General features: G+C 59.3%; 24 protein-coding genes and 2 pseudogenes. 21 read left to right on the top strand and 5 right to left on the bottom strand.

All coding sequences use genetic code 11. The annotated features are described in order from the left end of the window. The 5 genes from ACVCAM_RS23695 to ACVCAM_RS23715 all read left to right on the top strand — a co-directional run. The coding region (locus ACVCAM_RS23695; protein WP_447093703.1) for a DUF4225 domain-containing protein at positions 1-416 on the top strand (416 nt) is incomplete at its 5' end. 2 nt (positions 417-418) lie between these two features. Further along, positions 419-742, top strand: a complete 324-nt coding sequence (locus ACVCAM_RS23700; RefSeq protein ID WP_008502390.1) for a hypothetical protein — start codon at positions 419-421, stop codon at positions 740-742. 214 nt (positions 743-956) lie between these two features. After that, on the top strand, positions 957-3,590 hold the full coding sequence (locus ACVCAM_RS23705) for a YdbH family protein (protein WP_447093704.1): 2,634 nt from the start codon (positions 957-959) through the stop codon (positions 3,588-3,590). 2 nt (positions 3,591-3,592) lie between these two features. Beyond that, positions 3,593-3,784 (top strand): YnbE family lipoprotein, encoded by a 192-nt coding sequence (locus tag ACVCAM_RS23710; RefSeq protein WP_008502388.1) that lies wholly within the window; start codon positions 3,593-3,595, stop codon positions 3,782-3,784. A 7-nt stretch (positions 3,785-3,791) separates the two neighbouring features. Beyond that, positions 3,792-4,109, top strand: coding sequence for a YdbL family protein (locus tag ACVCAM_RS23715; RefSeq protein WP_008502387.1), 318 nt, complete (start codon positions 3,792-3,794; stop codon positions 4,107-4,109). Here ACVCAM_RS23715 and feaR read toward each other — a convergent pair whose 3' ends face one another. Then, on the bottom strand, positions 4,110-5,018 hold the full coding sequence (feaR, locus tag ACVCAM_RS23720; RefSeq protein ID WP_021241324.1) for a transcriptional regulator FeaR: 909 nt from the start codon (positions 5,016-5,018) through the stop codon (positions 4,110-4,112). A 241-nt stretch (positions 5,019-5,259) separates the two neighbouring features. Here feaR and ACVCAM_RS23725 point away from each other — a divergent pair, with 241 nt between their 5' ends. Continuing rightward, positions 5,260-6,759 (top strand): aldehyde dehydrogenase family protein, encoded by a 1,500-nt coding sequence (locus ACVCAM_RS23725; RefSeq protein WP_023327362.1) that lies wholly within the window; start codon positions 5,260-5,262, stop codon positions 6,757-6,759. An 88-nt stretch (positions 6,760-6,847) separates the two neighbouring features. On the opposite strand, the gene ACVCAM_RS23730 is transcribed toward ACVCAM_RS23725, so the two are convergent. From ACVCAM_RS23730 to paaZ, 3 genes are all read right to left on the bottom strand, one after another. Beyond that, positions 6,848-7,954 carry a GGDEF domain-containing protein gene (locus ACVCAM_RS23730; protein WP_023344047.1) on the bottom strand — a complete coding sequence of 369 codons (1,107 nt, stop codon included), beginning with the start codon at positions 7,952-7,954 and terminating at the stop codon, positions 6,848-6,850. A gap of 118 nt (positions 7,955-8,072) precedes the next feature. Further along, on the bottom strand, positions 8,073-10,346 hold the full coding sequence (tynA, locus tag ACVCAM_RS23735) for a primary-amine oxidase (protein WP_045416158.1): 2,274 nt from the start codon (positions 10,344-10,346) through the stop codon (positions 8,073-8,075). 205 nt (positions 10,347-10,551) lie between these two features. After that, positions 10,552-12,591, bottom strand: coding sequence for a phenylacetic acid degradation bifunctional protein PaaZ (paaZ, locus tag ACVCAM_RS23740; protein WP_407223310.1), 2,040 nt, complete (start codon positions 12,589-12,591; stop codon positions 10,552-10,554). Positions 12,592-12,692: 101 nt separating this feature from the next. Between paaZ and ACVCAM_RS23745 the strand changes: the two genes are divergently transcribed. From ACVCAM_RS23745 to paaY, 13 genes and pseudogenes are all read left to right on the top strand, one after another. Beyond that, positions 12,693-12,866 carry a hypothetical protein gene (locus tag ACVCAM_RS23745; RefSeq protein ID WP_165556388.1) on the top strand — a complete coding sequence of 58 codons (174 nt, stop codon included), beginning with the start codon at positions 12,693-12,695 and terminating at the stop codon, positions 12,864-12,866. 10 nt (positions 12,867-12,876) lie between these two features. Next, positions 12,877-13,806: a 1,2-phenylacetyl-CoA epoxidase subunit PaaA gene (gene paaA, locus ACVCAM_RS23750; protein ID WP_407223311.1), complete on the top strand. Its 930-nt coding sequence runs from the start codon at positions 12,877-12,879 to the stop codon at positions 13,804-13,806. 12 nt (positions 13,807-13,818) lie between these two features. Continuing rightward, the gene (gene paaB, locus ACVCAM_RS23755; RefSeq protein ID WP_008502380.1) at positions 13,819-14,106 is read left to right on the top strand and encodes a 1,2-phenylacetyl-CoA epoxidase subunit PaaB; all 288 of its coding nucleotides are present in this window, start codon (positions 13,819-13,821) and stop codon (positions 14,104-14,106) included. An 8-nt stretch (positions 14,107-14,114) separates the two neighbouring features. Next, complete coding sequence (gene paaC, locus ACVCAM_RS23760; protein ID WP_165556798.1) at positions 14,115-14,861, top strand: 1,2-phenylacetyl-CoA epoxidase subunit PaaC; 747 nt, start codon at positions 14,115-14,117, stop codon at positions 14,859-14,861. Positions 14,862-14,872: 11 nt separating this feature from the next. Beyond that, a complete protein-coding gene (gene paaD, locus ACVCAM_RS23765; protein ID WP_008502378.1) occupies positions 14,873-15,370 on the top strand; it encodes a 1,2-phenylacetyl-CoA epoxidase subunit PaaD in 498 nt (165 codons plus the stop codon). A 7-nt stretch (positions 15,371-15,377) separates the two neighbouring features. Continuing rightward, a complete protein-coding gene (paaE, locus tag ACVCAM_RS23770) occupies positions 15,378-16,448 on the top strand; it encodes a 1,2-phenylacetyl-CoA epoxidase subunit PaaE (protein WP_126349133.1) in 1,071 nt (356 codons plus the stop codon). Then, the gene (paaF, locus tag ACVCAM_RS23775; protein ID WP_095442543.1) at positions 16,445-17,212 is read left to right on the top strand and encodes a 2,3-dehydroadipyl-CoA hydratase PaaF; all 768 of its coding nucleotides are present in this window, start codon (positions 16,445-16,447) and stop codon (positions 17,210-17,212) included. The genes paaE and paaF overlap by 4 nt, the downstream gene beginning before the upstream one ends. Next, complete coding sequence (gene paaG / locus ACVCAM_RS23780) at positions 17,212-18,000, top strand: 2-(1,2-epoxy-1,2-dihydrophenyl)acetyl-CoA isomerase PaaG (RefSeq protein ID WP_407223797.1); 789 nt, start codon at positions 17,212-17,214, stop codon at positions 17,998-18,000. The genes paaF and paaG overlap by 1 nt, the downstream gene beginning before the upstream one ends. A gap of 1 nt (position 18,001) precedes the next feature. Beyond that, positions 18,002-19,426, top strand: a complete 1,425-nt coding sequence (gene paaH, locus ACVCAM_RS23785; protein ID WP_407223312.1) for a 3-hydroxyacyl-CoA dehydrogenase PaaH — start codon at positions 18,002-18,004, stop codon at positions 19,424-19,426. Beyond that, a pseudogene (paaI, locus tag ACVCAM_RS23790) lies at positions 19,416-19,760 on the top strand (hydroxyphenylacetyl-CoA thioesterase PaaI); the annotation flags it as partial. The gene paaH and the pseudogene paaI, both read left to right, overlap by 11 nt. Next, positions 19,755-20,819 (top strand): annotated as a pseudogene (locus tag ACVCAM_RS23795) (AMP-binding protein); the annotation flags it as partial. The pseudogenes paaI and ACVCAM_RS23795, both read left to right, overlap by 6 nt. Positions 20,820-20,921: 102 nt before the next feature. Beyond that, positions 20,922-21,857, top strand: a complete 936-nt coding sequence (gene paaX, locus ACVCAM_RS23800) for a phenylacetic acid degradation operon negative regulatory protein PaaX (protein WP_447093705.1) — start codon at positions 20,922-20,924, stop codon at positions 21,855-21,857. Between the two features lie 9 nt (positions 21,858-21,866). Continuing rightward, complete coding sequence (paaY, locus tag ACVCAM_RS23805) at positions 21,867-22,469, top strand: phenylacetic acid degradation protein PaaY (RefSeq protein ID WP_045335928.1); 603 nt, start codon at positions 21,867-21,869, stop codon at positions 22,467-22,469. Here paaY and ACVCAM_RS23810 read toward each other — a convergent pair. Next, positions 22,372-23,643, bottom strand: a complete 1,272-nt coding sequence (locus ACVCAM_RS23810; RefSeq protein ID WP_407223313.1) for a serine hydrolase domain-containing protein — start codon at positions 23,641-23,643, stop codon at positions 22,372-22,374. The two genes, paaY and ACVCAM_RS23810, sit on opposite strands and share 98 nt — an antisense overlap. 172 nt (positions 23,644-23,815) lie before the next feature. Here ACVCAM_RS23810 and ACVCAM_RS23815 point away from each other — a divergent pair, with 172 nt between their 5' ends. Together ACVCAM_RS23815 and ACVCAM_RS23820 are read left to right on the top strand one after the other, a co-directional pair. Then, entirely contained in the window at positions 23,816-24,304 is a 489-nt protein-coding gene (locus tag ACVCAM_RS23815) for a DinB family protein (protein WP_320737683.1), read from the top strand. Between the two features lies 1 nt (position 24,305). Next, positions 24,306-24,788, top strand: coding sequence for a glutathione peroxidase (locus ACVCAM_RS23820; RefSeq protein ID WP_447093706.1), 483 nt, complete (start codon positions 24,306-24,308; stop codon positions 24,786-24,788). The last annotated feature ends 68 nt before the right edge of the window (positions 24,789-24,856 follow it).

Below are 24,856 nucleotides of genomic sequence, written 5' to 3' on the forward strand. Positions count from 1 at the left end.
AAGTGTATGGGGGCGCTAGTTTATGCGTCGGTTCGCTGGGTCTGGCCTGTGCTGCGTATGGTGCACCTATGATTACTCATGGGCTAAACAACATGTATGAAAATGGATACTATCTTCTTTATCGTGAAGATCGGTCTGGCACGCTAAGAGATGCTTATCGTTACGTAGCAGCGAAACTCGGCTATGGGAATAATGAAGCTGATATTGTCTATGGAGTAGTTGATATCTCTTTATCAGCCTATGGCGCGGGCAGGAGAGTACTGGCTCCCCGAGAAAAATCCTGGAGTCTGTTTCGCAACATTGAATCTGATTATATCAGAGGATGGCAAGAGGCTTCTAAAACAGCGATGGCTCTGGATTTAACCAGTGGAAGCGTCACAGGTTGGCAGATGTACCAGATAGCTAAAGAGAATTAATTATGTCGGAACAATTCGAGTTGTCATTAACCCCACCGATTCTACCTGCCGTATGCTATTTTATTGTATCTATTGTCGTTTTTTTCTTGTTGTACCTCGGGAAACTCAAGGTCAACAGGCTTCATAAATATCCTCTGTTCATTGCCTATACGCTATTTGTGATAGCCATCGCAGCCATTCAAATTAACGTTTTTGCCAACGGCTATGAGTTTGTTAGCGGTTTTTTACATATTGATTTTGATCCCTGGCGGTACGACTCGGTGTATTGGGGGTCATTGATATTCGCCATGCTTTACCTGCTGGCAATGCCACGGAATAGGTATTAATGTCGCAAATCTGCTCTGCGATTATTCTTGAACTTATGCGTAACCAATTGAACCGAAACTATATTCTTTAGGTTACGCATAGCAAAAAAATTACCGCTTACTATTACAGCATCTATTCTTAACTTGGCGTCAACTTCAACTCAACCGCTAAACATGCGACAATGATCGGCACTGCCGGCTTAATTCTTTCGCTAAATCAGGATATTAACTGCCCATGAAGGGTAAATACAAAGCCGCTCTTGCGCTTTTACTGCTGTTCATATTGTTGCCGCTGACGCTGCTGATGACGCTCGCTCAGTGGGTACCGACGCTCGCCGGGATCTGGCTTCCCGTCGGGACGCGCATCGCGTTCGAAGAGAGTCCGAAACTGACTCGCCGCGCGCTGGTGATCCCCGATCTTCGCTATCTGGTGGAAGACTGCGAAATTGCCCGCATCGATAACGTGACGCTGTCACACCCCAGCCGCTGGAAGCTGGATATCGGCGCGCTGGATCTTAACACCGTCTGCCTGAGCAAAATTCCCCAGTCGGCGCCCTCAACGGTCGCCCCGAAAACGCTGGCACAATGGCAGGCTGTGTTACCCAATACCTGGCTCACGATTCACCGCCTGACGCTGTCGCCCTGGCTGCAGTGGCAGGGCGAGCTGCAGGCGTCGCTAACCCCCTCCAGCCAGGAGATCGCCTATAAAGGCGAGCAGGTCAGCATTAAAGGCACGCTTCGCGGTCAGACGCTCTCGGTCAGCCAGTTCGATGTTCAGCTCCCGGATCAGCCGCAGCCGATTAAGCTGGTGGGCGAGTTTACCCTGCCGCTGGTGCCGGACGGCGTGCCGGTGAAAGGCCACGCGGTGGCGACCTTTAACGTGCCACAGTTAACGTCTCTGGTCGATGCCGATCTCGACTGGGAAGACAATCAGGGACAGCTGGTGGTGATGGCGAGAGACAACCCCGATCCGCTTCTCGACCTGCCGTGGCAGATCACGGCGCAACAGCTCAACATCAGCGACGGGCGCTGGAACTGGGATCTCTCGGGTATGCCACTGAGCGGGCGGGTGTCCCTTCGCGCCGACAACTGGCAGCAGGGGCTGGAGAAAGCCACCCTGACCGGACGACTGAACGTCTTGACGCAAGGCGATGCGGGTAAAGGCAACGCGGTACTGAATATTGGGCCCGGCAGGCTCAGCATGGAAAACAGCGACATGCCCCTGCACCTGAGCGGCGAGGCGAAGCAAAACGATCTCATTCTTTACGCCAAGTTACCGGCAAAACTGACCGGCAGCCTGTATGAACCGCAGCTCGCCTTTGAGCCGGGCGCGCTGCTTCGCTCGCGCGGGCGCATCATTGACTCGCTCGATATCGATGAAATCCGCTGGCCGCTGGCGTGCGTGAAGCTCACCCGGAAGGGGGTGGACGGTCGTTTACAGGCGATTCTGCGCGCCCATGAAAACGAGATGGGGGATTTTGAACTCCACCTGGACGGTCAGGCCAACGACTTTTTACCCGATAACGGCCTGTGGCAGTGGCGCTACTGGGGCAAAGGCGGCTTTACGCCGATGCATGCCCGCTGGGATGTCGCCGGGAAAGGCGAGTGGCGCGACAACCTTATTGAGCTGACGGCGCTCTCCACCGGCTTTGACAAGCTTCAGTACGGTACGATGGAGGTCAGCACGCCGCGTCTGGTGCTGGATCGGCCTGTACGCTGGCTGCGCGATGCCGAAAAACCAACCTTCAGTGGGGCGTTATCGCTCAACGCAGGGCAAACCCGTTTCTCCGGCGGCAGCGTGTTGCCGCCCTCGGTCCTGACCTTCAGCGTCGACGGCACCGACCCGACGATTTTTCAGTTTAAGGGTGACCTCCATGCGGACAACATCGGCCCGGTACAGGTGAACGGACGCTGGGATGGCGTGCGCCTTCGCGGGCAGGCCTGGTGGCCGAAACAGTCCCTCACCGTATTCCAGCCGCTTATTCCGCCGGACTGGAAAATGACGCTGCGCGACGGGGCGCTTTATGCGCAGGTCGCCTTCTCGGCGGCGGCCGATCAGGGCTTTGAAGCGGGCGGGCACGGGGTGCTGAAATCCGGCAGCGCCTGGATGCCCGACAACCAGATTAACGGCGTCGATTTTGTGCTGCCGTTCCGCTTCAGCGAGGGCACCTGGTCTCTGGGCACGCGCGGTCCGGTCACGTTGCGCATCGGTGAAGTGGTAAACCTGGTGACCGCGCGCAACATTACCGCGGATTTACAGGGCGATTATCCCTGGACGGAGGACAATCCGCTGCTGCTCACCAACGTGAAGGTGGAAACCCTCGGCGGGAAGATCACCATGCAGCAGCTGCGAATGCCGCAGCACGATCCGGCTCTGCTGCGGGTGGACAATATCTCCTCGAGCGAGCTGATTAGCGCCGTCAATCCGAAACAGTTCGCCATGTCGGGGCCGGTCAGCGGGGCGCTGCCGTTCTGGCTGGACAACGAAAAATGGATCATTAAGGATGGCTGGCTGACCAACCCGGGGCCAATGACGCTGCGCATCGACAAAGATACGGCCGACGCCATCGTGAAAGACAATATGGTCGCGGGCGCCGCGATTAACTGGCTCCGCTATATGGAAATTTCGCGTTCGTGGACGAGAATCAATTTAGATAACCTGGGGGAATTAACCATGCAGGCGACCATCAAGGGGACCAGCCGGGTCGATGGCAAAAGCAGCTCCGTCAACCTGAACTATACCCATGACGAGAATGTCTTTACCCTCTGGCGCAGCCTGCGTTTTGGAGACAACCTGCAAACCTGGTTTGAGCAACACGCGGCGATACCCGGTCTCCGCAGTTCGACTGGCAAGGAAAGTGAGGAATAACAATGAAAAAGATGGCTGGTGCGCTCACCGTTGCCGTTGCCGCGCTACTGTCCGGCTGTACGCCGCGCATTGAAGTCGCTGCGCCAAAGGAGCCGATTACCATCAACATGAATGTCAAAATCGAACATGAGATCCACATTAAGGTCGATAAAGACGTTGAAACCCTGCTGAAATCGCGCAGCGATCTGTTCTGAGGATGCCATGAAACGAGTAGCTCTGATTTTGCTGGCGCTGGGGATGAACGTACAGGCGGCTACGCTCACCCTCAACGATGCCCGGGCCCAGGGGCGCGTGGGGGAAACCCTCAGCGGTTATCTGGCCCCGATTCAACAGGATGCCGAAACGCTGGCGCTGGTCAATCGCATCAACGCGGCGCGCACGGAAAGCTACCAGAAGCTGGCTGACAGCAATAATTTGCCGGTCGATGAAGTGGCCAAAATGGCAGGGCAAAAACTGGTTGCTCGCGCCCAGCCGGGCGAGTACGTGAAGGGCATTAACGGAAAGTGGCTCAAAAAATAGCTAGCGGTAGCGCTTGCGGTATTCACCCGGCGAAACGCCAAAGCGCTGCTTAAACGCCGTTGAAAAATGGCTATGGTCGGTGAACCCCCAGCTGTAGCCAATCCCCGCCAGCTTTTCGTCATCACCGGCTGCGCGCAGCACCTCCGCGCAGCGATCCAGGCGGCGGTTTTTAATGTACTGCGCAACCACCAGCCCCTTCTCGGCAAACATACGGTAAAGGCTGCGCACGGACATACCGCTTTCGGCGGCAATCCATTCCGGGCGCAGCGATTCAGACTGAATATGGTCGTCAATCAGCGCCACCACATGCTGGAACTGGCGCTCCTTACGCGGCTGAATGATTTCGCGCTGCTGGAAAGCGGGGCGCAGCAGGCAAATCATCGCTTCGAGCGCCGCTTCGCTCTCCCGGTCACTCAGGCTGGCATTGCTCATGCTCTCCATCAACAGGCGATGGCTTAGCTGTACCGTGGGCAGCGTGCGGGAAAGAGCGGTGGCGCAGCTTATCTCCTGAAAACGGCACTGCTGCTCAATAATCTGACGGGGAACCAGGAGCGAAATCTGGCGGGATTTTTCCTGCCAGTTGATCGAGCAGGGGCGTGAGGCGTCAATCAGCGTGATATCCCCGGTTCTGAGTACCGCGCGACGGTCATCCTGCTCAATCTCCGCGCTGCCTTCGAGCTGAAACACGGTATAGAACCAGGCATCGTTACTCTGTTTGATCTCCTCACGGGAGCGGAACAGGTTGACACCGCCGGCGGTGACGGTGCTGAGCTTCAGGCTGCGCGCATAGCTGGTCTCCAGCTCGCCGTAGAATCTGCCCCCGGTGGGCTGCGCGTTAAAACGCCCGCAAACCTGGTTAATTTGCGCCAGCCACTGCTGATACTGTTCCTGCTCGCTTGCACACGCCATCGTTTCTCTCACTGCACCGTCAACGTTTTCGCATTGTTGCATTTGTGTTGCATTTTGTCAGAGCTATGAGGCTGACTATAGGAAAGAACACTCACCGGTAACAGCGATATAAGCGGCAATTATCGCGATTTGCGGCGCCTGTCACAGGTGGCAAAGCGAATGTCACAGAGACAAAAGCGAGAATGCAAAACCCCTCTTAGACTGGATGAACACCCTGCGAAGAATAACGAAGGAGTATCCTATGTCTGAATCACTGGTGGCTATTCAGCCTGCCGTGCAACAATTTTTAGACCGACAGCATGGCCTGTGGATTGAAGGGCGTCAGGCCGCGTCGGACAGTGAAAAGCGGCTTAATGTCTACAACCCGGCCACGGGCGAGGTGATTGCCTCAACTGCCGATGCCAGCGTCGACGACGTTGATCGTGCCGTCATGTCCGGCTGGCGCGCCTTTGTGGCCCGTACCTGGGCCGGAAAGCTCCCGGCGGAGCGCGAGCGGATCCTGCTCCATTTCGCCGATCTCGTCGAACAGCACGGCGAGGAGCTGGCTCAGCTTGAAACGCTGGAGCAGGGCAAGTCCATCAACATCTCCCGTGCCTTTGAAGTCGGCTGCACCCTGAACTGGATGCGCTATACCGCCGGGCTGACCACCAAAATTGCGGGCAAAACCCTCGATCTCTCCATCCCGCTACCCCAGGGGGCACGCTATCAGGCGTGGACGCGTAAAGAGCCGGTTGGCGTGGTGGCCGGAATTGTGCCCTGGAACTTCCCGCTGATGATTGGCATGTGGAAAGTGATGCCAGCGCTGGCCGCGGGCTGCTCTATCGTCATTAAGCCGTCGGAAACCACGCCGCTGACCCTGCTGCGCGTGGCGGAACTCGCCAGTGAAGCGGGCATCCCGGACGGGGTGTTCAACGTGGTGACCGGCAGCGGCGCGGTATGTGGCGCAGCGCTGACCTCGCACCCGCATATTGCGAAGGTGAGCTTTACCGGCTCAACGGCGACGGGTAAGCAAATTGCCCGCGCGGCGGCGGACACGCTCACCGGGGTGACCCTCGAGCTCGGCGGGAAAAACCCGGCAATTGTGCTCAAGGATGCGGACCCCGCGTGGGTGATAGAAGGATTAATGACCGGCAGCTTCCTGAACCAGGGGCAAGTGTGCGCGGCGAGCTCACGCATCTATATTGAAGCCCCGCTGTTTGACACGCTGGTGAGCGGGTTCGAACAGGCGGTGAAATCCCTGAGCGTCGGGCCGGGCATGTCGCCGGAGGCCTTTATCAACCCGCTGGTGTCGCGTGCGCACTGCGACAAGGTGCAGTCCTTCCTTGATGAGGCGACGTCGCGCAACGCGGAGCTGATCGTCGGTAACCGTGGTCCGGAGGGCAAAGGCTATTACGTGTCGCCGACGCTGGTGGTGAACCCGGATGCCTCGCTGCGGCTCACCCGCGAAGAAGTGTTCGGTCCGGTGGTCAACCTGGTACGCGTCGCCGACGGGGAAGAGGCGCTCCAGCTGGCAAACGACACCGAATATGGCCTGACGGCCAGCGTCTGGACGCAGAATATCAGCAAGGCGCTGGAGTATACCGACAGGCTGCAGGCGGGCACCGTGTGGGTGAACAGCCATACGCTGATCGACGCCAACCTGCCGTTCGGCGGGATGAAGCAGTCCGGGACAGGGCGTGACTTCGGTCCGGACTGGCTGGACGGCTGGTGTGAAACCAAGTCGGTGTGCGTGCGGTATTAAAAAGCAAGCCGGGTGACGGCTACGCCTTACCCGGCCTACAACGACTCGAACCGTAGGCCGGGTAAGCGCAGCGCCACCCGGCTTTTATCTACAGCGACCACCGATCCCGCCCGGCCTCTTTCGCCCGATACAGCGCCGCATCGGCGCGGGCGATAATCTCGGTGCCCGCGAGTCCCCCCGCCATCCCCGCAATCCCCATGCTCACGGTGACATGGTCGCTGACCGTCGAGGCGCCGTGCGGTATGGCCTCTGCGCGAAGGCCGTCCTGGATACGCAGGGCGACCTTTTCAGCGATGTTCTCCGGGCAATTAAACAGAATCACCAGAAACTCTTCGCCGCCGTAGCGTGACACCACATCCTCAGGTGTGCGCACCGACTGCTTAAGCACGCGCGCCACGCGCGTCAGACAGTCGTCACCCGCCTGGTGCCCGTAGGTGTCGTTGTAGCGCTTGAAGTAGTCGATATCCAGCATAATCAGCGAGAAGGGCTTCTTCTGCTCAACCGCGTTCTCCAGCACCACCTCCATTTTCCGTCGATTGGCGGTTTTGGTTAACGGGTCCTGATGCGCCAGCGCATCCAGCCGCGAAATCAGCAGCTGATTCTGCTGGTTACGTCGCCAGGCTTCGTCAAACCAGCTCAGCAGAATAAAACGCCCGCAGATCAGGATCAGCGTAAAGACGCTCCAGATAACAACGAAGTGAAGGTTGAGACCATCGTTTCGTATCCAGCTTGCTATCGGCAGGGTGATCCAGAGCGGGAGCACAAAGGCGAGCAGCCCTTCAGGGTAGAAATAGAGCGCCGTCAAACCGGCGAGTAACAGAATAACGCACAGCGGCCAGACGTGCGGGAGCAGCAGCTGGGTGATAAACCAGAAGCAGGAGACCGACCAGATGGCGCTGCAGATAAACAACACCACGCTGATGCCGGCGATGCGCCGCCAGGCCATAAGGATCAGCGCAGCCGAGAGGATGATAATACCGAGCATGGAGGCATCGACGATTCTCGTCAGCTGCGGCGAGTGGGGATAAAGGGGATCGCTGGCCTTAAGCAGAACGTGTCGCAGCAGAATCATCACGGCGAAGCTGATATTGACGAAGGCCAGCCACGGCAGGTTCATCGCCAGTCCATGCATGACCATGGCCTGGCGCGTTGGCCAGGTTGCCCGTTCAAGCGTCGGTTTTTTTCTTTTTTCCATAAAGCCCTTTCCCGTCCGGGGGATAAATCATGCAGGTGAGATATCAGTAACTATAAGCAAGCCAGGACGATCCTCAAACGCCAGGGCAAAAAAAACCGGGCAATTGCCCGGCGGATGGTTATTTTTCGTCTTTTTTCTTCCCGAGCGTTGGCGTCTCGTCGAAGAAATTCCACGGTTTAAGCAGGGTATGCACCCATTCCGTCGGCATGATCGGCCACTCCTCCGCGCGCGCCACGTGGGTGGTGCCGGTGGTCATCCAGACCACGTCATCCTGATCGTTCAGCGACTCGTTATCCTTGCTGTACTGCCCAAGGCCAGTGTCGTGGATGGAGCGGTTCGGGAATTTCCCTTCCGGGTAGAGTTCATCCGGATGGTAACGAGTCACCCACAGCTGTTTGTCCATAAAGCTCAGGCGATGGTAAATCCACTCGTCCGGGGCAAATTTCGCGCCGGTCGCCACCGGGTGCGTGCCGCCCGCGTAAGGGATGATCTGGTACGAGACCGGGTTGCCCATGCGGTTCTCTTTACTGGTGTTGCTCAGCAGTCGAATCGTGCCCGGGTCGAACTTCTGCGCCGCCTGCTGCTCGGTATCAATATCGTACTGATTAATCTGCATGGTGCTGGTGCGCGGGCCCCCGGCGGTATTCGGCTTCACTTCCGGATCCATCGCCACCAGCTTGTTGTTGATGCCGTCCACGTCCATATCAAGACGGAAGTTGTAGATGTGCTGGTGCGTGGTGCCCACGATGTTGTGGTCGATCAGCGTGCCGTATTTTGTATCGTCTTTGGCGGTGGCGTCGTGCATGGTTTTCGCCTGCACGCCTTTCACCGCCTCGATACCCGTCGCGCCGGCATCAATGCCGATGGTGCCATTTTCATGGAACACCCAGTCGAAGATGTAATCGTAATTGCCCACAGTACTCACCCAGCGCACCACCAGTTCGCGGCGCTCGGTGCTGACGTTAGGCTGGCCCATCTCCTGATGCTTATATTCCGGCCCCGCGTAGCGTTCGAAAATCGCAATCGCGCGCGGGATCTCCATCGGCGCGCCGGTGTAGTCCGGGATAGTTTCGTTGAGCATCACCGCGTTGGACGGCACGTCTTTCCCGCGCACCAGCGGCGAGGTCAGGGTGCCCATGCCGTAGTCGCCGGAATCAAGATAGGCCTTGAAGTACCAGCCCACGTCCGGATCGCCGTAAGGAACGATCATGCCGCCGAGCGACCCCTGATACATAATCTGGCGTTTTTTGCCGTTGTCGTTATACGTGACGGTTGAAATCATCGGGCCGACGCGGGAGTCCAGGCTCAGGTGGAAGTCCCAGTTCTGCCAGTGCACCATATCGCCGGTAATGGTGTAGTTCTTGCCTTCCGGCTCAATGATGTCGAGCGGTTTTTTCGGCGTCTCTATACGGTCGCGGCCATCGTAGGGGCGCGGCGTCATCGGAACCGGAACAACGGCACCTTCCTCAATCTTCTGGATTTTCTTCTGCTCAAGATCGACCACGGCCACCAGGTTTTCAATCGGGTGCGCCCAGTAGTTGCCGTCGCCGACGTCGAGATAGCTCACCACCTTCAGCAGGCGATCTTCCTGCTTCAGGCCGTCTTTGCCGTCGAAATAGCCGACGGTCAGCGGCGTGGTAATCACTTTTTTCGGGTCGGTGATGCCGTGTTTTTTAAGCACCTCGGCAAACTCCGTGCTCTCGTTAACGATCTGCTGCACCGCAGTGAAATCATCCAGCAGCACCATGCCGTGCGCGTCTTTCACCGGCTCCCAGCGCAGGATTTTTTTATCCTTCAGATCCACCACGCTTTCGATAACGCGCTTGCCATCGAGCATCACAATCTTTGCCTGACGCGGGGCATCCACAGCCGTACCGTTAAGCACAAAGTCCCACACTTTGGCTTTCTCTGGCTCAGCAATGGCAATCTGGGTAAAGCGGGTATTCGGTTTAAAATCCGCCGAGGCTTTGACAATCTCAACGGCTTGCTTAATTTCGTCCGCCGTCAGCGCGTTCAGCGGGTGAGGGCGTTTTTCAACCTGGAAAGTCTGGTCAAGACCGGACTGGAAAACATCATTGATGAAGCTGTCAGAGATAAAGGCTTTCTTGCCTTTCATCACCACCGGCACCTCGAGCTTGAGGGTTTTCCCGTTGACGATGGCGGTTTTAGCGCCCGGTTTGACCTTCACAAAGGCGCCGTCTTTCGCAATGGTAAACATCTGTGCGTAATCATCCCACTGAACGTCGGCGCCAAAGTCCTGCAGCGTTTTGTCCATCGGGACCATATGCGCCTCGCTGCCGTGGGCGAAAACAGGGGATTGCCAGGCGCAACACAGCGCAACGGCCATAGCCAGCGCCGTTCTACGGGCAGAAAAAGAAGAATTGCTTCCCATCGTAGACCTCATCTTGTTGTGTTTATAGTGTTGTGACAGTCCTATCCTGACAGGCGCCTGAGAAAAGCGTTTGCCTGCATCTGCCAGATTATTTGCCAGTCTTGCCAGGTTAAAAAAAGAGCGGGGCGATGTCACACCCCGGCTGGTCGTCGTAGGCCGGGTAAGCATCGCGCCACCCGGCAGGAAAGGCGGTGAAGGGAGGGGGTCAGAAATCCCCCTGCTGGCGCGCCACCAGCGTCAGGATGGAGTAGAGCGCCACGGCCTGCTGGTGCTGGTTGTAGATCTCAACCGCCCATTCCACCACGCCGGTTGGTTTTTCCTCGGCGGTGCGCTGTTTCTTCAGCGTTTTACGCTTGCAGGTCAGACGCACCTGAATGGTATCGCCCGGTTTAACCGGCTCGATAAAGCGCAGGTTTTCCATGCCGTAGTTGGCAATGACAGGCCCAACGCCCGCATCAACGAACAGCCCTGCCGCGGCGGAAATCAGGAAGTAGCCGTGCACCACGCGCTCGCCAAAGATCGACTCTGCCGCGCCGATCTTGTCCATATGGGCGTAAAAGTGGTCGCCGCTCAGGCAGGCAAAATTCACGATGTCCGCTTCCGTCAGGGTGCGGCGCGGCGTCAGCAGGCTGTCGCCCGGCTGCAGCTCCTCAAAGTATTTGCGGAACGGATGCACGCGATCTTCCTGCACCGCTGCGCCACGCACCCACTGCTTGCCGATGGCCGCCAGCATCGTCGGGCTGCCCTGAATCGCGGTGCGCTGCAGGTAGTGCTTCACCGCGCGCAGGCCACCCAGCTCTTCGCCGCCGCCCGCACGTCCGGGACCGCCGTGCACTAGCTGTGGCAGAGGGGAACCGTGGCCGGTGGATTCTTTCGAGGCTTCCTCGTTGAGGATCTGAATACGCCCGTGGGCGCGCGCCGCGCCGAGAATAAACTGGCGGGCAATGTCCAGGTCTGCGGTGACCAGCGTGCCTGCCAGGCTGCCGCCACCCGCGCGGGCAAGCTGCATTGCGTGCTGTGCGTTGCGATACGGCATCAGGGTCGCGACCGGCCCGAAAGCCTCCGTTGCGTGGACGGCAGGGGTTTCATCCGGCTGCGGGCAGAACAGCAGGGTCGGCGGGAAGAACGCGCCCGCGGCCTGCAAATCCGCTTTGCCGCCCAGGCGGACCTGGCAGCCTGCGGCGATCAGGTTATCCACTTTCTCCTGCACGTCCGCGCGCTGTTCGGCGTTGACCAGAGCGCCCATCTTTACCCCTGCCTGTGCCGGGTCGCCCACCACTACCTTTTCCAGCCGGGCAACCAGCGCCTGGCTCACGGCGTCAATCTGGCTCTGCGGGACGATAATGCGGCGAATGGCCGTACATTTCTGCCCGGCTTTGGCGGTCATCTCGCGCACCACTTCCCGAATGAACAGGGCAAATTCCGGCTGCTCCGGCGTGACGTCTTCCCCCAGCACGCAGCAGTTCAGGGAGTCGGCTTCCATCGTGAACGGAATGGCATTCGCCACAATATTCGGGTGCACGCGCAGGCTTTGCCCGGTGCTGGCGGAGCCGGTAAAGGTGACCACGTCCTGGCTGTCGAGCCGGTCGAGCAGATCGCCCGCGCCGCCGCAGATCAGGCTGATAGCGCCGTCCGGCACCAGCCCGCTGTCGACGATGGACTTCACCATCGCCTGCGTCACCTGCGCGGTAGCGGTGGCAGGTTTGATGATGGCGGGCATGCCCGCAAGCCAGGTCGGGGCCAGTTTTTCCAGCATTCCCCAGCAGGGGAAGTTAAAGGCGTTGATGTGCACCGCCACGCCGGACTTCGAGGTCAGGACGTGACGCGCGGCAAAGCCGCCTTCTTTCGACAGCGGGATCGGCTCGTCTTCCGGCCACACGGTGTCATCCGGCAGCTCGCGGCTGCCCAGGCTGGCGTAAGTGAAGAGGGTGCCGATGCCGCCTTCGATATCGACCCAGCTGTCTGCTTTCGTCGCCCCGGTCTGGGCGGACAGGGCATAAAACGTCTCTTTCTCGTTAAACAGATGCTTTGCCACCGCCTTCAGCATGGCTGCGCGTTCGATAAAGGTCATCGCGTGAAGCGCTTCGCCGCCGCGCTCAATCGCATAGCGACGGGCGGCCGCCATGTCTAGCCCTTCGCTGGTCACGCTCCACAGCGCTTCGCCACTGATGGCGTGATGAATAGTGCGTTCGCGGCCCCGGCCAGACTGCCAGGCGCCGGACAAGAAGCTGGCTAACTGCTGCATCGCTTATCTCCAAATGTTACGTGGTTTACCCATTAATAGTTTGATCGTGAATCATAAAAATCAAGCTGAGTTTTTAATGAATTGTTAACGATGTGATCTGGATGGATGAATCAGAGAATACCAAGGCCCGCTTATCAAGGCTTTCAGCAAAAGCCTTGCGAGCAGCATCACAAAACAAGCAAACAATTCTTGGGGTTATATTTAACCTTTGTGTAACTTTTAAAAAACAAAGTGATTCAACATTACGCTTTAATTTGCAAACTAACGAATCATAAAGGTGATGACGTGACGCAAGAACAACGGTTTGAGCAGCGCATAGCGCAGGAGACGGCGATTGAGCCTCAGGACTGGATGCCTGACGCCTACCGTAAGACGTTGATCCGGCAGATTGGCCAGCATGCGCACTCCGAAATTGTCGGCATGCTGCCGGAAGGGAACTGGATCACCCGCGCCCCGACGCTGCGCCGAAAAGCGATCCTGCTGGCGAAGGTGCAGGACGAAGCCGGACACGGGCTTTACCTCTACAGCGCGGCGGAAACGCTGGGCTGCGCGCGGGAAGACATCTACCAGAAGATGCTCGACGGCAAGATGAAATACTCCTCCATCTTCAACTATCCGACCCTGAGCTGGGCCGATATCGGCGTGATCGGCTGGCTGGTGGACGGCGCCGCCATCGTCAACCAGGTGGCGCTGTGCCGCACCTCCTACGGTCCGTATGCCCGCGCGATGGTGAAAATCTGTAAAGAAGAGAGCTTCCACCAGCGTCAGGGCTTTGAAGCCTGCATGGCGCTGGCGCAGGGCAGCGAGGCTCAGCGCCAAATGCTGCAGGACGCCATCAACCGCTTCTGGTGGCCGGCGCTGATGATGTTCGGACCGAACGACGACAATTCGCCGAACAGCGCCCGCAGCCTGGCGTGGAAAATCAAACGCTTTGGCAACGACGAGCTGCGCCAGCGCTTTGTCGACAACACGGTGCCGCAGGTGGAGATGCTGGGCATGACGGTGCCCGATCCCGACCTGCATTTTGAGGAAGAGCGCGGTCATTATCGCTTCGGCGAGATTGACTGGCACGAGTTTGACGAGGTCATTAACGGGCGCGGCATCTGCAACCACGAACGCCTGGCCGCGAAACGTAAAGCCTGGGAAGAGGGCGCGTGGGTGCGGGAAGCCGCGCTGGCGCACGCCGAAAAACAACGCGCCCGTCAGGCCGCTTAAGAGGAAATAACCATGAGCAATGTCTACTGGCCGCTGTACGAAGTGTTCGTACGCAGCAAACAGGGGTTGTCCCACCGTCACGTGGGCAGTCTGCATGCCGCCGACGATCGCATGGCGCTGGAAAATGCGCGTGATGCCTACACCCGCCGCAGCGAAGGCTGTTCTATCTGGGTGGTTAAGGCGAGCGAGATTGTCGCCTCCCAGCCGGAAGAGCGCGGCGAGTTCTTCGACCCGGCGGAAAGCAAGGTTTACCGCCACCCGACGTTCTACACGATCCCTGACGGCATCGAGCATATGTGAGGCAAAGAATGAATTCAGTGACTGCCTATGCCCTGCGTCTGGGCGACAACGGTCTGGTGCTTTCTCAGCGTCTCGGCGCCTGGTGCGGCCACGCGCCGGAGCTAGAAATCGATCTCGCGCTCGCCAATATCGGCCTCGATCTGCTGGGCCAGGCGCGTAATTTCCTGACCTATGCCGCGGAGCGGGAAGGCCAGGGCGATGAGGACACGCTGGCGTTTGGCCGCGACGAGCGCCAGTTCCGCAACGTCCTGCTGGTGGAGCAGCCGAACGGCGGCTTCGCCGACACCATTGCCCGCCAGTACCTGATGGATGCCTGGAACGTGGCGCTGTATGAACGCCTGACCCAAAGCCGCGACGGCCAGCTTGCCGCCATTGCCGCCAAGGCGATTAAAGAGGCGCGCTACCACCTGCGCTTCAGCCGCGGCTGGCTGGTGCGGCTGGGCGACGGGACAGAAACGTCTGCGCAAAAAATGCAGCAGGCCATCGACAGCCTGTGGCGTTTTACGGCGGAGCTGTTTGAAGCCGATGACGTCGAGCGGGAGCTGATTGAGTCCGGCGTGGCGGTTGACCCGCGCCTCCTGCGTCAGCCGTGGGAAAGCGAAGTGTATGCCGGTCTGAATGAAGCCTGCCTGCAGGTGCCCGCCGAGGTGGCGTACCGCACCGGGGGCAAGCAGGGGCTGCATACCGAACATCTGGGCCCGATGCTGGCGGAAATGCAGTATCTCCAGCGCGCGTATCCCGGTCAGCAGTGGTAAAGGAGAACGCTATGCAACGCCTCGTCGACATCGCGCCTGCGCAAATCCCGCAGATCTGGGCGCTGCTCAGCCAGATCCCGGACCCGGAAGTGCCGGTGTTAACCATCACCGATTTAGGCATGGTGCGCAGCGTGAAGGCGCAGGGTGAAGGCTGGGTTATCGGCTTCACGCCCACCTACTCGGGCTGCCCGGCAACGGAACACCTGCTGGGGGCGATCCGCGAGGCGATGACCGCGCACGGCTTTACCCCGGTGCACATTGTGCTCCAGCTTGAACCCGCCTGGACCACCGACTGGATGACCCCCGACGCGCGTGAGCGCCTGCGGGCGTACGGCATCAGTCCGCCGGTGGGGCATAGCTGTCACGCGCACGCCCCGGTGGAGGTGAGCTGCCCGCGCTGCGCCAGCACCGACACCGCGCTTATCAGTGAATTTGGCTCGACGGCCTGCAAAGCGCTCTACCGCTGCAATTCCTGCCGTGAGCCCTTCGACTATTTCAAATGTATTTGAGGCTGCCATGACAACGTTTCATTCATTAACAGTGGCAAAAGTGGAACCCGAAACCCGCGACGCGGTGACCATCACCTTTGCGGTGCCGCAGGCCCTGCAGGAGGCCTACCGCTTCCGTCCCGGCCAGCACCTGACGTTAAAAACGACGCTTGGCGGAGACGAGCTGCGCCGCTGCTACTCCATCTGCCGGAGTACCGCTCCGGGCGAAATCAGCGTGGCGGTCAAAGCCATCGACGGCGGGCGCTTCTCCCGCTATGCCCGGGATGAGATCAAAGCGGGCATGGCGCTGGAGGTGATGGTTCCTCAGGGGCAGTTTGGCTACCAGCCACAGGCCGAACGCGAAGGCCACTACCTGGCGATTGCGGCAGGCTCCGGGATCACCCCGATGCTGGCGATTATCTCCGCGACGCTTGCGACCGAACCCAACAGCCATTTCACCTTGATCTACGGCAACCGCAGCAGCCAGAGCATGATGTTCCGCCAGGCGCTGGCGGACCTGAAGGACAAATACCCGCAGCGGCTGCAGCTGCTCTCCATCTTCAGCCAGGAGCGGCTGGACAGCGACCTGCTCTATGGCCGCATCGACGGGGAAAAGCTGCAGGCGCTGGCGAAAACCCTGATCAACTTCCGCCAGTATGACGAGGCGTTTATCTGCGGCCCGTCTGCAATGATGGACGACGCGGAAGCCACGCTGAAGGCGCTGGGGATGCCGGAGAAATCCATTCACCTTGAGCGCTTTAACACCTCCGGAATCACCGTTAAGCGCGCGGCGCACGTGCAGGCAGAAGGACAGAAAGTGACCGTTCGCCAGGACGGGCGCGACCGTGAAATCACCCTGACGGCGGACGACGAAAGCATTCTGGATGCCGCCCTGCGTCAGGGGGCGGATCTGCCGTATGCCTGCAAGGGCGGCGTCTGCGCCACCTGCAAATGCAAAGTGCTGCGCGGCAAGGTGGACATGGCAACCAACTACAGCCTGGAGCCTGACGAGCTGGCCGCCGGGTATGTGCTGAGCTGCCAGTCGCTGCCGTTAACCGCCGACGTGATTGTCGACTTTGACGCGAAGGGGATGGCATGAGCGAACTGATTGTTACCCGTCATGGCCGCGTGCTGCAGCTGACGCTAAACCGTCCGGCGGCGCGCAACGCCCTCAACAACGCGCTGTTGACCCAGCTTACGGAACAGCTTGAGGCCGCCGCTGTGGATGCCGACATCGCCGTCTGCGTGATTTACGGCAGCGAGCGCTGCTTTGCCGCCGGGGCCGATCTCAACGAAATGGCGGAGAAAGACCTGCCTGCCACTCTGAACGATATTCGCCCGCAGCTGTGGGCGCGAATCAACGCGTTTCCTAAACCGCTGATCGCCGCCGTAAATGGCTTCGCGCTGGGCGCGGGCTGCGAGCTGGCGCTGCTGTGCGACGTGGTGATTGCCGGTGACAACGCCCGTTTCGGCCTGCCGGAAATCACGCTCGGCATCATGCCCGGCGCGGGCGGCACCCAGCGTCTTATCCGCAGCGTCGGGAAATCCCTGGCCAGCAAAATGGTGCTGACCGGCGAGAGCATTTCCGCCGGGCAGGCGCTGAACGCCGGACTGGTGAGCGACGTTTTCCCGGCGGCGCTGACGCTGGAATATGCCCTGAAGCAGGCGGCCCTGATGGCGCGCCACTCCCCGCTGGCGCTGCAGGCGGCCAAACAGGCGCTGCGGCAGTCCCAGGAGGTGCCGCTCCAGGCCGGGCTGGCGCAGGAGCGCCAGCTGTTTACGCTGCTTTCTGCCACCGAAGACCGCCGGGAAGGCATCGACGCCTTCTTACAAAAACGCACCCCCGACTTTAAAGGACGCTAATTTTGGAATGTATTCTCAGTCATGTAGAACAGGGCGTGATGACCCTTACGCTGAACCGTCCGGAGCGTCTGAACAGCTTTAACGACGTGATGCACCAGCAGCTGGCCGAGTGCCTGAAACAGGCCGAGCGCGATGACACTATCCGCTGCCTGCTGATCACCGGGGCTGGACGCGGCTTTTGCGCCGGTCAGGACCTCAACGACCGCAACGTCGACCCTAACGGCCCGGCGCCGGATCTGGGCATGTCCGTTGAAACCTTCTACAACCCGCTCGTGCGCCGCCTGGCAAAGCTGCCGAAGCCGGTCATCTGTGCCGTTAACGGCGTGGCGGCGGGCGCTGGCGCCACGCTGGCGCTCGGGTGCGACATGGTGATTGCGGCGCGCTCCGCCAGCTTCGTGATGGCCTTCAGCAAGCTCGGCCTGGTGCCGGACTGCGGCGGCACCTGGCTGCTGCCGCGCGTGGCCGGACGCGCCCGCGCCATGGGGCTGGCGCTGCTCGGCGACAAGCTCAGCGCCGAACAGGCGCAAGCGTGGGGCATGATCTGGCAGGTGGTCGATGACGAAGAGCTCTCCACTACGGCGCAGCAGATGGCCCTGCATTTTGCGTCGCAGCCGACCTTCGGCCTGGGGCTGATCAAGCAGGCGATCAATGCTGCGGAAACCAATACCCTGGACGCCCAGCTCGATCTGGAGCGTGACTATCAGCGCCTGGCCGGGCGCAGCGACGACTACCGCGAGGGCGTCAGCGCCTTCCTGGCAAAGCGCGCGCCGAACTTTACGGGGAAATAAGATGCTGAACATACGGACTGTCGCCGTGATCGGCAGCGGCACGATGGGCGCCGGCATTGCCGAAGTGGCGGCCAGCCACGGTCATCCGGTGCTGATCTACGACATCTCCAGCGATGCGATATCGCGCGCCATCGACGGGATCCGCCAGCGTCTGGCCTCCCGGGTAACGCGGGGAAAACTCTCTGCCGATGCCGGGAGCCAGATCCTTGCCCGGCTGCTTCCCATCACGGATATCGAGGCGCTCTCCGCGGCCGATCTGGTGATTGAAGCGGCCTCAGAGCGGCTGGAGGTGAAAAAGGCGCTGTTTGCGCAGCTGGCTGAGATCTGTCCGCCGCAGACGGTGCTGACCAGCAATACCTCGTCCATCTCCGTCACGGCGATTGCGGCGGACGTCCACCACCCGGAGCGGGTCGCAGGGCTGCACTTCTTTAACCCGGCGCCGGTGATGAAGCTGGTGGAGGTGGTCAGCGGGCTGGCGACCTCTCCGGAAGTGGCCGACGCGCTGTGCGAGCTGGCGCTGAACTGGGGCAAACAGCCCGTTCGCTGCCAGTCAACGCCGGGGTTCATCGTCAATCGCGTCGCCCGTCCGTTCTATTCCGAAGCCTGGCGCGCGCTGGAAGAACAGGTTGCCCCGCCGGAGGTGATTGACGCCGCTCTGCGCGAAGGCGGCGGCTTCCCGATGGGGCCGCTGGAGCTGACCGACATGATTGGTCAGGACGTGAACTTTGCGGTGACCTGCTCGGTCTTTAACGCCTTCTGGCAGGAGCGTCGTTTTCTGCCTTCGCTGGTTCAGCAGGAGCTGGTGCTGGCAGGCAGGCTGGGCAAAAAGAGCGGGAAGGGCGTTTACGACTGGCAGGGTGACAAACCCGACGTGCAGTGGGTCAAGGCGGTGAACGACAGCTATAGCCCGATGCGCGTGGAAAAAAGACGTGACGGTGTCACAGAAATTGATGATGTGTACCTGATTGAAACGCAGGGGGAGACCGCGCAGGCGCTGGCGCTGCGGCTCAACGGCCCGGTGGTGGTGGTCGACCGCATTGAGCGCGACGTGGCGGTCATTGCCGCCGCGGCCAGCAACCCGCATACCGCGACGCAAAAAGCCATCCGCTACCTGCAGCAGCAGGGGCTCCGGGTAGTGCAAATTGCCGATTATCCCGGCCTGCTGATCTGGCGGACGCTGGCGATGATTGCCAACGAGGCGCTGGATGCCCTGCAAAAAGGGGTCGCCAGCGAGAAGGACATTGATACCGCCATGCGCCTGGGCGTGAACTACCCGAGCGGGCCGATCGCCTGGGGCGAGCGCCTGGGCTGGCAGCGCCTGCTGACGCTGCTGGAGAACCTGCAGCGCCATTACGGTGAAGAGCGCTATCGCCCCTGTTCACTGCTGCGCCAGCGCGCGCTTCTGGAGAGTAGCTATGAGTCATAACGCCTGGCATAACGCCCGCGCCATGTACGAACGGGACGCCTGCGCGCAGGCGATGGGGATGGACATTGTCGAGATGGACGAGGGTTACGCGGTGGTGACCATGACCATCACCCCGCAGATGCTGAATGGCCATAAAACCTGCCACGGCGGACAGCTGTTTTCGCTGGCAGACACCGCTTTTGCCTACGCCTGCAACAGCCAGGGGCTGGCGGCGGTAGCCTCAGGCTGCTCGATTGACTTTCTGCGTCCGGGCTTTGCCGGGGACACGCTCACCGCCACCGCGCGGGTGATGCACCAGGGCAAACTGACCGGCGTGTACGACATTGAAAAGCAGGTGGTGCGCATTCACGCTTCATCCGGCACCACCGGCAAGCCGACCGTTGTCGGCTACACGCAGGGCGACATTGATAACTGGGCCAACCTGGTGGCGCGTTCCCTGCGCGCGGCGGGCGGCAGCGCGAAGGACAAAATTCACGTGGCGTATGGCTACGGCCTGTTTACCGGCGGACTGGGCGCGCACTACGGGGCCGAGCGTTTAGGCGCGACGGTGATCCCGATGTCCGGCGGCCAGACGGAGAAACAGGCGCAGCTGATCCGCGATTTCCAGCCGGACATGATCATGGTGACGCCATCCTACTGCCTCAACCTGATTGAGGAGCTGGAGCGCCAGATGGGCGGCGATGCCAGCGGCTGTTCCCTGCGCGTGGGCGTCTTCGGCGCCGAGCCGTGGACGCAGGCCATGCGCCGCGAAATTGAAAAACGCTTAGGCATTACGGCCCTGGACATCTATGGCCTCTCCGAAGTGATGGGGCCGGGCGTGGCGATGGAGTGTATCGAAACCGTCGACGGCCCGACCATCTGGGAAGATCATTTCTACCCGGAGATCGTTAACCCGAACGACGGCACGCCGCTGGATGACGGCCAGCAGGGTGAACTGCTGTTCACCACGCTGACCAAAGAGGCGCTGCCGGTGATCCGCTACCGCACCCGCGACCTGACGCGTCTTCTCCCGGCCACCGCGCGCAGCATGCGCCGTATGGACCGCATCAGCGGCCGCAGTGACGATATGCTGATCATTCGCGGCGTTAACGTCTTCCCGTCGCAGCTGGAGGAGGAGATTGTGAAGTTCGAACACCTTTCTCCGCACTACCAGCTGGAGGTGAACCGTCGCGGACATCTTGATTCACTTTCCGTGAAGGTGGAGCTGAAAGAGAGCAGCCTGACGCTGACGCACGAGCAGCGTTGCCAGGTGTGCCACCAGCTGCGCCATCGCATTAAATCGATGGTGGGGATTTCCACCGACGTGACGATCGTGAACTGCGGCAGCATCCCGCGCTCGGAGGGGAAAGCCTGCCGGGTGTTTGACCTGCGTAAAGTTGCGGCCAACGGCTAAGTTTCCTCTCACCCCGGCCCTCTTCCAAAGGGAGGGGGTTAGGGTGACGGGCTATCCCAGAATCCTATGCTATGATTCATCCAGGACAAAAATAACAACAGAATGAATCACATGAATAAACTCGACGCCTTTATCCAGCACGCGGTCAGCTCCGTTCCCGTCAGCGGGACCTCGCTTATCTCCTCGCTATACGGTGACGCGCTTTCCCATCGCGGCGGTGAGATTTGGCTCGGCAGCCTGGCTGCCTTACTGGAAGGCATGGGGTTTGGCGAACGGTTCGTGCGTACCGCGCTGTTTCGCCTCAACAAAGAGGGCTGGCTGGACGTCTCGCGCATCGGGCGACGCAGCTTTTACCGCCTGAGCGATAAGGGGCTGCGCCTGACGCGTCGCGCGGAGAATAAGATTTATCGCGCAGTGCTGCCCGCCTGGGACGGCAAATGGTTATTGCTGCTCTCCGAGGGGCTGGATAAAACCACCCTGGCCGACGTCAAAAAGCAGCTGATCTGGCAGGGGTTTGGCACGCTGGCGCCGAGCCTGATGGCCTCGCCGTCGCAGCATCTGGCGGACGTGCAGTCCCTGCTTCACGATGCCGGCGTGGCGGAAAACGTGATTTTCTTTGAAGCCCACTCGCCGCTGGCGCTCTCACGCGCCGCGCTGCGTTCACGCGTAGAAGAGTGCTGGCAGTTAACCGAGCAAAACGCGATGTACGAGTCGTTTATCAACTCGTTCCGGCCGCTGCTGCCGCTGTTGAAAGAGGCCGCGCCGGAGGAGCTGACGCCGGAACGCTGTTTCCAGATCCAGCTGCTGCTGATTCATTTTTATCGTCGCGTGGTGCTGAAGGACCCGCTCCTGCCGGAAGAGTTACTGCCTGCGCACTGGGCGGGGCAAAGCGCCCGACAGCTCTGCATAAATATCTATCAGCGTGTCGCGCCGGGAGCGCTGGCGTTTGTCAGCGAGAAGGGCGAAACCTCCGTCGGTGAACTGCCCGTGCCCGGCACGCTCTACTATCAACGCTTTGGTGGTCTTACAAGCGCATAAGGAGGGAAGATGCCTGTTTATCAAATTGACGGCCTGACGCCGGTCGTGCCTGACGAGAGCTATGTTCACCCAACGGCGGTGCTCATTGGCGACGTGATTCTGGGCAAAGGCGTTTATGTCGGTCCCAATGCCAGCCTGCGCGGTGATTTTGGCCGTATCGTGGTGAAAGACGGGGCGAACATTCAGGATAACTGCGTGATGCACGGCTTCCCGGAGCAGGACACGGTGGTGGAAGAGGACGGACACATCGGCCACAGCGCCATTCTTCACGGCTGCGTGATCCGCCGCAATGCGCTGGTGGGCATGAACGCGGTGGTGATGGACGGGGCGGTCATTGGTGAAAACAGCATTGTCGGCGCGGCGGCGTTCGTGAAGGCCAAAGCGGAGATGCCTGCCAACCATTTGATCATCGGCAGCCCGGCCAAGGCGATCCGTGAGCTGAGCGAGCAGGAGCTGGCCTGGAAGCAGCAGGGCACGCGGGAGTATCAGGTGCTGGTGGAGCGCTGCAAGCTCACTATGCACCAGGTCGAGCCGCTGCGCGAGGTTGAGCCTGAACGGAAACGGCTGACGTTTGACGAGAATTTGAGGCCGAAGTCGGCGAACCAGGGGTAAGGCCGTCTTTTTTCGCCATATCCATCAATAGCGCAATGCCAATGTAATTACTCCAGTTAAAGGTATTTTGCAGCACCACCACCGCATTGCCTTTTTCTTTGTCATAACCGATAAAGCTGGAGTAGCCGCCGATATAGCCGACCTGATAGGTGATTTTTTCCAGACCGATAAAGTCGGTGGTCCAGGCAATACCCTGTACCCCGTCGGGACGTTGAATATCGGTATTTCTCACTTCGGCAAAGACGCTGTCCAGCAGGGGATTGTGGGTCGTTGAGACATGATAGCGGGCATAGGTCGCCAGATCTTCGGCGTTACTGTATAAGCTCGCTGCCGCCACCATGTTGTTGGAAAAATGCCAGTCCGGGGTGAGCTGCCCGCGCGGGATAAACTTCGGCTGATCGCCCGCGTGGCCAAGCGCCCGCTGTGGATACCCTTTTAGCTGCCGGGGCGTAAAGCTGCTGTTAGCCATTTGCAGCGGATGGAAAATATAGCGCGAGGCTAAACTCTGGATATCTTCGCCGGTTTTGTGTTTCAGGATATAGCCGATCAGGGCGTAGCCGGTATTGGAGTATTGCGGCACTTTATTCTTTGGCGCTCGCCAGTCGGCGAGGTAGCGTAGCACGTTATCGCTATCCAGCTCACCGTAGAAATTATCGCCCGTGCTTAAGTAGCTGATGAATTTACCAAGCATCGGAACATCCATATTCTGACGCGGCAGGCCGGAGGTGTGGGTTACCAGTTCAAGCAGGGTGATTTTTTGTGCATCCGAGCTAAGCGGCGTCCCCGGCGGAAGCAATGTCGCCAGGTTATCGTTCCAGTTCAGTTGCCCTTCATTGACCAGACAAGCCACCACTTCCGCCGTGATCCCTTTGCTGAGCGAGCCAAGCGCAAACAGGGTATCGGGCCTGACCGGATAGCGATTGACCGCATCGGTTACGCCCCAGGTGTAAAACTGCGGTGAGCCGTGATTATGGATCACCGCGACCGTCATCCCGGGAACGGATTTTTGCGCCATGTAGTGACGCACCACGCTGTCAACGTCGCCATCCAGCGAATCATGAGTGAGAAGTTCCTGAGTACCTTCCGGGGAGGACATTTGCGAGAGCGTGCCACAACCGCTGAGGAGTGGCAGAGTAAGCAGAAGCCAGTGAATTTTTTTTGTTATGTTCTGCATACCTGATAGCGAGTGTGGTGGTCATTAACGCGCCAGGAATGTATCACAAATAGCCTGCCGTGAGGGAATTTTTCGGGTAGCAGAATTACCGTCTGTGTGTTGCCGGAAGTGGAAGTGATACCGGCCTGACAAAGTTGTTGATATGATAATTTTTTGTTAATCCGGAGGGGCGATGGACACAGGCACGATTGTCACGTTATTCAAATTCAAACGCTGGGCAGATACGGAAACCTTACAAGCAATACAGAGGGTCGATACTTCCGCAAATGCTGAAAAGCACCATCTGATGCTCAGACTTATGAACCATGTTTATGTCGTGGATATGATTTTCAGGGCAAATATTACTGGTCAAACGCATCAATACACCGCGTTGAATACGCCGGAAACGCCGTCTGCAGACGAGCTTCTGAAAAAGATGACTGAATGCACTGACTGGTATATTACGCGCGCAGGCTCAATGGACGTGCCCGGACTTTCTGAAATCATCAAATTCCGTTTTGTCGATGGCGGATATGGCGAAATGAAAGCGGCGGATATGCTCAACCATGTACTGTTTCACGGTACCTATCATCGCGGCGCTGTGGGATGGATGCTTTCAGAAACGGGTGTAACCCCTCCAAAGGATGTGCTAACCGTTTTTCTAAGAGATCATAATCACTAATATGACCCATTTTCATGAACTTAGCGCCACCCGTCTGGATGGGCAACTTATCTCTATGGCCGACTATGCGGGTAAGGTGATTCTGGTTGTTAATACGGCCAGCCAGTGCGGCTTTACGCCACAGTATGCGGGGCTTGAAGCACTGTACAAAAAATACGCCGATCAAGGGCTGGTGGTGCTTGGCTTCCCCTGCAACCAGTTCGGTAAGCAGGAACCCGGCGGTGCCGACGACATCTCAAAGACCTGTTACATTAACTACGGCGTCAGCTTTCCCATGTTCGAGAAAGTCGGGGTCAACGGTGCCGCAGCACATCCGATTTTTCGTTATCTGAAAGACGAATTGCCCGGCGTGCTGGGTGGGCGGATCAAGTGGAACTTTACCAAGTTCCTTGTCGGGCGTGACGGTAAACCCCTCAAGCGCTTTGCACCGATGACTACGCCCGAGAAAATGGAGGGGGCAATTGTTGCGGCACTGGGAAGGTGAGTGTTTTTGTCGCCAGAGCCATCCGTTTGTCGGGGATAGCCGATATTCTGATGTCCGCTCTGTGCCAG

The sequence above is a fragment of the Enterobacter sp. CFEC122 genome (assembly GCF_052983755.1).

Excerpts from the sequence above, each read along its gene's own strand:
- ACVCAM_RS23820 (WP_447093706.1), top strand. The coding sequence starts at position 24,306 with ATGACCCATTTTCATGAACTTAGCGCCACCCGTCTGGATGGGCAACTT.
- paaX (WP_447093705.1), top strand. The coding sequence starts at position 20,922 with ATGAATCACATGAATAAACTCGACGCCTTTATCCAGCACGCGGTCAGC.
- ACVCAM_RS23730 (WP_023344047.1), bottom strand. The coding sequence starts at position 7,954 with ATGGAAAAAAGAAAAAAACCGACGCTTGAACGGGCAACCTGGCCAACG.
- paaC (WP_165556798.1), top strand. The coding sequence starts at position 14,115 with ATGAATTCAGTGACTGCCTATGCCCTGCGTCTGGGCGACAACGGTCTG.
- ACVCAM_RS23745 (WP_165556388.1), top strand. The coding sequence starts at position 12,693 with ATGGATGAATCAGAGAATACCAAGGCCCGCTTATCAAGGCTTTCAGCA.
- paaH (WP_407223312.1), top strand. The coding sequence starts at position 18,002 with ATGCTGAACATACGGACTGTCGCCGTGATCGGCAGCGGCACGATGGGC.
- ACVCAM_RS23705 (WP_447093704.1), top strand. The coding sequence starts at position 957 with ATGAAGGGTAAATACAAAGCCGCTCTTGCGCTTTTACTGCTGTTCATA.
- ACVCAM_RS23815 (WP_320737683.1), top strand. The coding sequence starts at position 23,816 with ATGGACACAGGCACGATTGTCACGTTATTCAAATTCAAACGCTGGGCA.
- paaD (WP_008502378.1), top strand. The coding sequence starts at position 14,873 with ATGCAACGCCTCGTCGACATCGCGCCTGCGCAAATCCCGCAGATCTGG.
- ACVCAM_RS23700 (WP_008502390.1), top strand. The coding sequence starts at position 419 with ATGTCGGAACAATTCGAGTTGTCATTAACCCCACCGATTCTACCTGCC.
- paaF (WP_095442543.1), top strand. The coding sequence starts at position 16,445 with ATGAGCGAACTGATTGTTACCCGTCATGGCCGCGTGCTGCAGCTGACG.
- paaZ (WP_407223310.1), bottom strand. The coding sequence starts at position 12,591 with ATGCAGCAGTTAGCCAGCTTCTTGTCCGGCGCCTGGCAGTCTGGCCGG.
- paaY (WP_045335928.1), top strand. The coding sequence starts at position 21,867 with ATGCCTGTTTATCAAATTGACGGCCTGACGCCGGTCGTGCCTGACGAG.
- ACVCAM_RS23715 (WP_008502387.1), top strand. The coding sequence starts at position 3,792 with ATGAAACGAGTAGCTCTGATTTTGCTGGCGCTGGGGATGAACGTACAG.
- paaB (WP_008502380.1), top strand. The coding sequence starts at position 13,819 with ATGAGCAATGTCTACTGGCCGCTGTACGAAGTGTTCGTACGCAGCAAA.
- paaE (WP_126349133.1), top strand. The coding sequence starts at position 15,378 with ATGACAACGTTTCATTCATTAACAGTGGCAAAAGTGGAACCCGAAACC.
- tynA (WP_045416158.1), bottom strand. The coding sequence starts at position 10,346 with ATGGGAAGCAATTCTTCTTTTTCTGCCCGTAGAACGGCGCTGGCTATG.
- ACVCAM_RS23725 (WP_023327362.1), top strand. The coding sequence starts at position 5,260 with ATGTCTGAATCACTGGTGGCTATTCAGCCTGCCGTGCAACAATTTTTA.
- feaR (WP_021241324.1), bottom strand. The coding sequence starts at position 5,018 with ATGGCGTGTGCAAGCGAGCAGGAACAGTATCAGCAGTGGCTGGCGCAA.
- ACVCAM_RS23710 (WP_008502388.1), top strand. The coding sequence starts at position 3,593 with ATGAAAAAGATGGCTGGTGCGCTCACCGTTGCCGTTGCCGCGCTACTG.
- ACVCAM_RS23810 (WP_407223313.1), bottom strand. The coding sequence starts at position 23,643 with ATGCAGAACATAACAAAAAAAATTCACTGGCTTCTGCTTACTCTGCCA.